Origin of the sequence: Streptomyces sp. NPDC059256 (genome assembly GCF_042753785.1) — a bacterium.
Classification (GTDB): domain Bacteria; phylum Actinomycetota; class Actinomycetes; order Streptomycetales; family Streptomycetaceae; genus Streptomyces.
In genome coordinates, this window is the sequence record NZ_JBHYZO010000047.1 from 1 (window position 1) to 4,979 (window position 4,979).

Annotated in this window: 1 protein-coding gene; it reads right to left on the bottom strand. The window is 68.5% G+C overall.

Annotated features, from left to right (window positions below; translation table 11 throughout):
- Nucleotides 1–4,979: SDR family NAD(P)-dependent oxidoreductase (locus ACFXJL_RS34690; RefSeq protein ID WP_384699462.1), on the bottom strand; the 4,979-nt coding region annotated here is incomplete at both ends.

Genomic DNA, 4,979 nt, shown 5'->3' on the forward strand with positions numbered 1-4,979 from the left:
GTCCCCGCCCTCGGCCACCAGCCGCCACAACGCGTCCGGCGAGACCGCACCACCGGGATAACGGCAGGCCATCCCCACAATCGCGATCGGCTCGGCGACCGGGGCGGGAACCGTGACGGTGATGGGCGAGGACGACGGTTCGACGGTGCCCATCTGCTCCTTGAGGTACCGCGCCAGTGTATTGATGCTGGGATGGTCGAAGACCAACGTGGTCGGGAGTCGAAGTCCGGTCGCGGCGTTCAACCGGTTGCGCAACTCGACGGCGGTAAGTGAGTCGAAGCCGAGGTCCTTAAAGCTCTGATCCTCAGAGCCCTCCACGGTGCTGGAGTGGCCGAGCACCCCGCCGACGTGGCTGTGGACGAGGCCGGCGAGCAGAGCGTCCTGGTCATTGTCGGACAGTCCCGCCAGGCGTCCGGCCAGGTCGTCACCGGATGACACGTCTGCACGTCGGGGCCGCTGCCGGACCAGGCTGCTGAGTACCGTCGGCAGATCGCCCTCGGCAGCGCGGTTCTGCAAGGCGCGTTGATCCAGATCGGCGGCGACGACGTGCGGTGCCCCGGCGGCGAGTGCCGAGTCGAACAGCGTCAATGCGTACTCGGTGGCCATGGGCCGCAGCCCTTGGCGATGGAGACGCAAGCGCTGGGAGTCGGTGAGAGAAGCGGTCATGTCGCTGTCGTCGGCCCAGAGTCCCCAGGCGAGTGATGTGCTCGGCAGCTCCAGGGAACGGCGATGGTGGGCGAGCGCATCGAGCCATGCGTTGGCCGCCGCGTAGTTCGCCTGACCTGCCGCTCCCAGTGTGCCGGCAGTGGAGGAGAAGACAACGAAAGCAGACAACGGCAGGTCGAGAGTGAGGTCATGTAACTGCCAGGCCGCATCCACCTTGGTCCGCAACACCGTGTGCAGCTGGTGTGGAGTCAGGTCGGTCAGCATCTGGTCGTCCAGCACACCGGCCGCGTGGACGACGGCCGACAGCGGACGGTCCTCCGGTAGTGCGGTCAGGACGCGGGCGAGGTTGTTGCGGTCGGTGATGTCGCAGGCGGTGATGACGACCTCCGCGCCCAGCGCGGTCAACTCGGCACCCAACTCCGCGGCCCCGGGCGCGCCCGGGCCCCGGCGGCTCAGCAACACCAGATGGCGTACCCCGTGCCGCACCACGAGGTGCCGGGCGATGCGCGCGCCGACGGTTCCGGTGCCTCCGGTGATCAGGACGACGCCGTTCGGAGCGAACGGGGCGTCACCAATGGCCAGTGCCGACGCCCTGGCGAGTCGGGGCACACGGCATTGGCCGTTGCGGATCGCGAGTTGCGGCTCGCCGCTCGCTGCCGCCGTCGTCACCGCCGTCGCCACCGCTCGGGCGGAGGCGTCGTCGAGGTCCAGTAGGACGAAACGGTGCGGGTGTTCCAACTGCGCCGACCGGACCAGCCCCCACACAGCGGCTCCGGCCGGGTCCGTGAGCCGGTCGCCCGGCCCGGTGACGATCGCACCCCGGGTCACGACCACCAGACGGGACGAGGCCGCACGTTCCTCGGCGAGCCAACGCCGTGTCAGCTCCAGCGCCCGTTCGGCGAGGCCATGTGCCGCCTCGGCACCGGTGCTCTCGTCAGGCGCGGAGCACTCGGCGAAGACCACCTCCGCTATCGGGCCGTCGGCAGGGACGGTGTCGTCCCACGCCATGGCCTCGCCCGACTCCCCTGCCGCGCCTGAAGAGCCCGCACCCTGGAGCGTGCTGCGGTCGAGGGTTGTCCAGTTCAACTCGAACAACGACCCCGTTCCTTGAGCGGCGCTGCGTATCCGGCCGGGGTCCACCGGCCGCAGAGCCACGGAATCAAAGCTCGCGACGGGGGTGCCGGACGCGTCGGCGATGTCCAGGGCGATCTCGTCCCTCCCGATCGCACGAAGCCGTATCCGCAGGCTGCTCGCACCCGTCGCATTCAGGGACACTCCGCTGAACGAGAACGGCAGCCACGTCCCGTCGCGGTCGCCGAGAAGGCCGAGTACGACCGTGTGCAGCGCGGCGTCCAGCAATGCCGGATGCACGCAGAAGCCTCCGATCGTGGCCTGTTCGTCCGTCGGCAGCGCGATCTCGGCGAGGACTTCGTCACCCAAACGCCATGCGGCCCGCAACCCCTGGAAGGCCGGCCCGTACTCGTACCCGTTGGCGTCGAGCCGGCCGTAGGCATCGCCCACGTTGATGGGTTCCGCTCCGACCGGCGGCCATACGGCGGGGGCTACCGCCCGGTCCCCGGCGGCGAAAGCGGCGCCGGCGATGGTGCCCCCGGCGTGCCGGGTCCACGGATGTTCGGGCCGCCCTGCCGGACGCGAGTGAATGACGACGTCGCGCTCCTCGCTGTCCTCGCGCGGGCAGACGCTGACGTGCAGTTGAACGGGTGCGTCCCCAAGGAGGGCCAGGGGATTCTCCAGGACCAGCCCGTCGATCCGGTCACCGCCGACCTCGACAGCCGCGCGGAGGGCCAGGTCGAGGAATGCGGCACCCGGCAGGAACGTCGTACCGAGGATGCTGTGATCCGCCAGCCAAGGGTGTGTGGCGGTGGAGACCGAACCGGTGAGGATGTGACCCTTTCCGTCCGGCAGTTCGGTCACGGCACCGATCAGTGCGTGGCCGGTCGCTGTTCCGGATTGCCGTTGGCTCACCGCCGGGTGCAGCCAGTAGCGCCGATGCCGGAACGGATATGTCGGCAGGGAGACCAACTGGTCTGCGGAGGTCCCAGAGGGCCCCGCGAACAGTGCACTCCAGTCCACGTCGATGCCGTGCACCTGAGCGCGGGTGAGCGAGCTGAGCAACTGGCGCTGGTCGCCATGGCGACGGCGCAGGGTACCGACCGCCACCGCCTGTATGCCACACGCTTCTGCGGTGTGTTCGATCGAGGAAGTCAACACCGGATGGGGACTCACCTCGATGAATCGAGTGTGTCCGGCCTCCAGCAGCCCGGTGACCGCGTGTTGGAACCTGACCGGGTTCCGCAGATTGTCGTACCAATACTCGGCGCTGTAGAGGGTGCCGGCGTCGAACCGGACGCCTGCACCGTTCTCGCGCGCCGTGGTGTAGATCGGGACGACCGGCTCTCGGGGCTCGATGTCGGCGAGCACCTCGAACATGCGGTCGCGGAGCGGTTCGATATGAGACGAGTGGGAGGCGTACCCGATCGGCACGGCCTTGGCGTCCACGTTCTCGTCCTGATACGCCGAGATCAGCCGGCCGACGGCATCGAGGTCTCCGGACACCACGGTGGCGCGCGGAGAGTTGACGCCGGCGATGGAGAGCGCGTCTCCGTAGCGGGCCAGATCGGTGGTGACCCGCTCGACAGGCAGTGGCACGGTCGCCATGCCGCCACTGCCCGCAATGGTGGCGGCGAGCCGCCCCCGCAGCGCGATGATCTTCGCCGCGTCCTCCAGCGTCAAGGCGCCCGCGATATGCGCGGCGGCGATCTCGCCCTGGGAGTGGCCGACGACCGCGTCTGGCCGGACACCGTGGGCCTCCCACACCCGTGCGAGTGCCACCGTGAGGGTGAACAGCGCAGGTTGGACTACCTCGACCTGATTCAGCTCGGGCGCGCCCGCCTCGCCGCGCAGGACCGACAGCAACGACCAGCCGGTGTGCGGCTGCAGGGCCTTGTCGCAGGCATGGACGTGTTCGGCGAAGACCGGCGACGTCTCCAGCAGATCCAGACCCATTCCCGGCCACTGTGCGCCGTGCCCGGGGAAGGCGAACACTGTTCTGCCGGGGATCTCGACTCCCTGTGTCAGGTTCGCGGCTGCTGTGCCGTCCCTGAGCGCGGCCAATCCTGAGCGCATGTCTTCCACCTCGGCGCCGACGACGCCCGCGTGGTAAGAGAGGGCGGCCCGCGTCGTTAGGGTGCGGGCGACAGCCATGGGGTTGAGATCCGGACTGGCTTCGAGGTGGTGGAGCAGTCGGTCGGCCTGGTCGCGCAGAGCTGGTTCAGTTCTGGCGGACAACAACCAGGCGACTGGTCCCGTGTGTTCGTGGGTGTGGTTGGTTTCTTCGGTTGTTGGTGGTTCTTCGATGATGATGTGGGCGTTGGTGCCGCTGATGCCGAAGGAGGAGATGCCGGCGCGGCGGGGTTGGTTGTGGGGTGGCCAGGGGTGGTTTTCGGTGAGGAGGTGGATGTTTCCGTTGGTCCAGTCGACGTGGGGGGTGGGTTCGTCGATGTGGAGGGTTTTGGGGAGGAGTGAGTGGTGTATCGCCTGGATCATTTTGATGATTCCGGCGATTCCGGCGGCGGCTTGGGTGTGGCCGATGTTGGATTTGATGGAGCCGAGGTGGAGGGGTTGGTCGGTGGGTCGGTTCTGTCCGTAGGTGGCGAGGAGGGCTTCGGCTTCGATGGGGTCGCCGAGTGTGGTGCCGGTGCCGTGTGCTTCGACGGCGTCCACGTCGGATGGTGACAACCCTGCGCTGTCCAGTGCCTCATGGATCACGCGACGCTGTGCTTGACCGTTCGGGGCGGTGAGGCCGTTGGAGGCGCCGTCTTGGTTGACGGCGGTGCCGCGGATGATGGCGAGGATGCGGTGTCCGTTGCGTTGGGCGTCGGAGAGTCGTTCCATGAGGAGGAGGCCGGCGCCTTCGCTCCAGGCGGCTCCGTCGGCGTCGGAGGAGAAGGATTTGGAGCGTCCGTCGGGGGCGAGTCCGCGTTGGCGGCTGAACTCGATGAAGGCGGCGGGGGTGGCCATGATGGTGACGCCGCCCGCGAGGGCGAGGTCGCTCTCGCCGTTGCGCAGGGACTGGGCGGCCAAATGGAGGGCGACCAGTGACGACGAGCACGCCGTGTCCACCGTCAGGGCGGGTCCGGCCAGGTCGAGCACGTACGACACCCGTCCGGATGCCACGCTCGTCTGGGTTCCGGCGAGCAGGAATCCTTCGAAGCCGTCGGGGCTGGCTTGCATGAGTTGGTTGCCGTAGTCGTCGTACATGACGCCGGTGAAGACTCCGGTGCGGCTTCCGC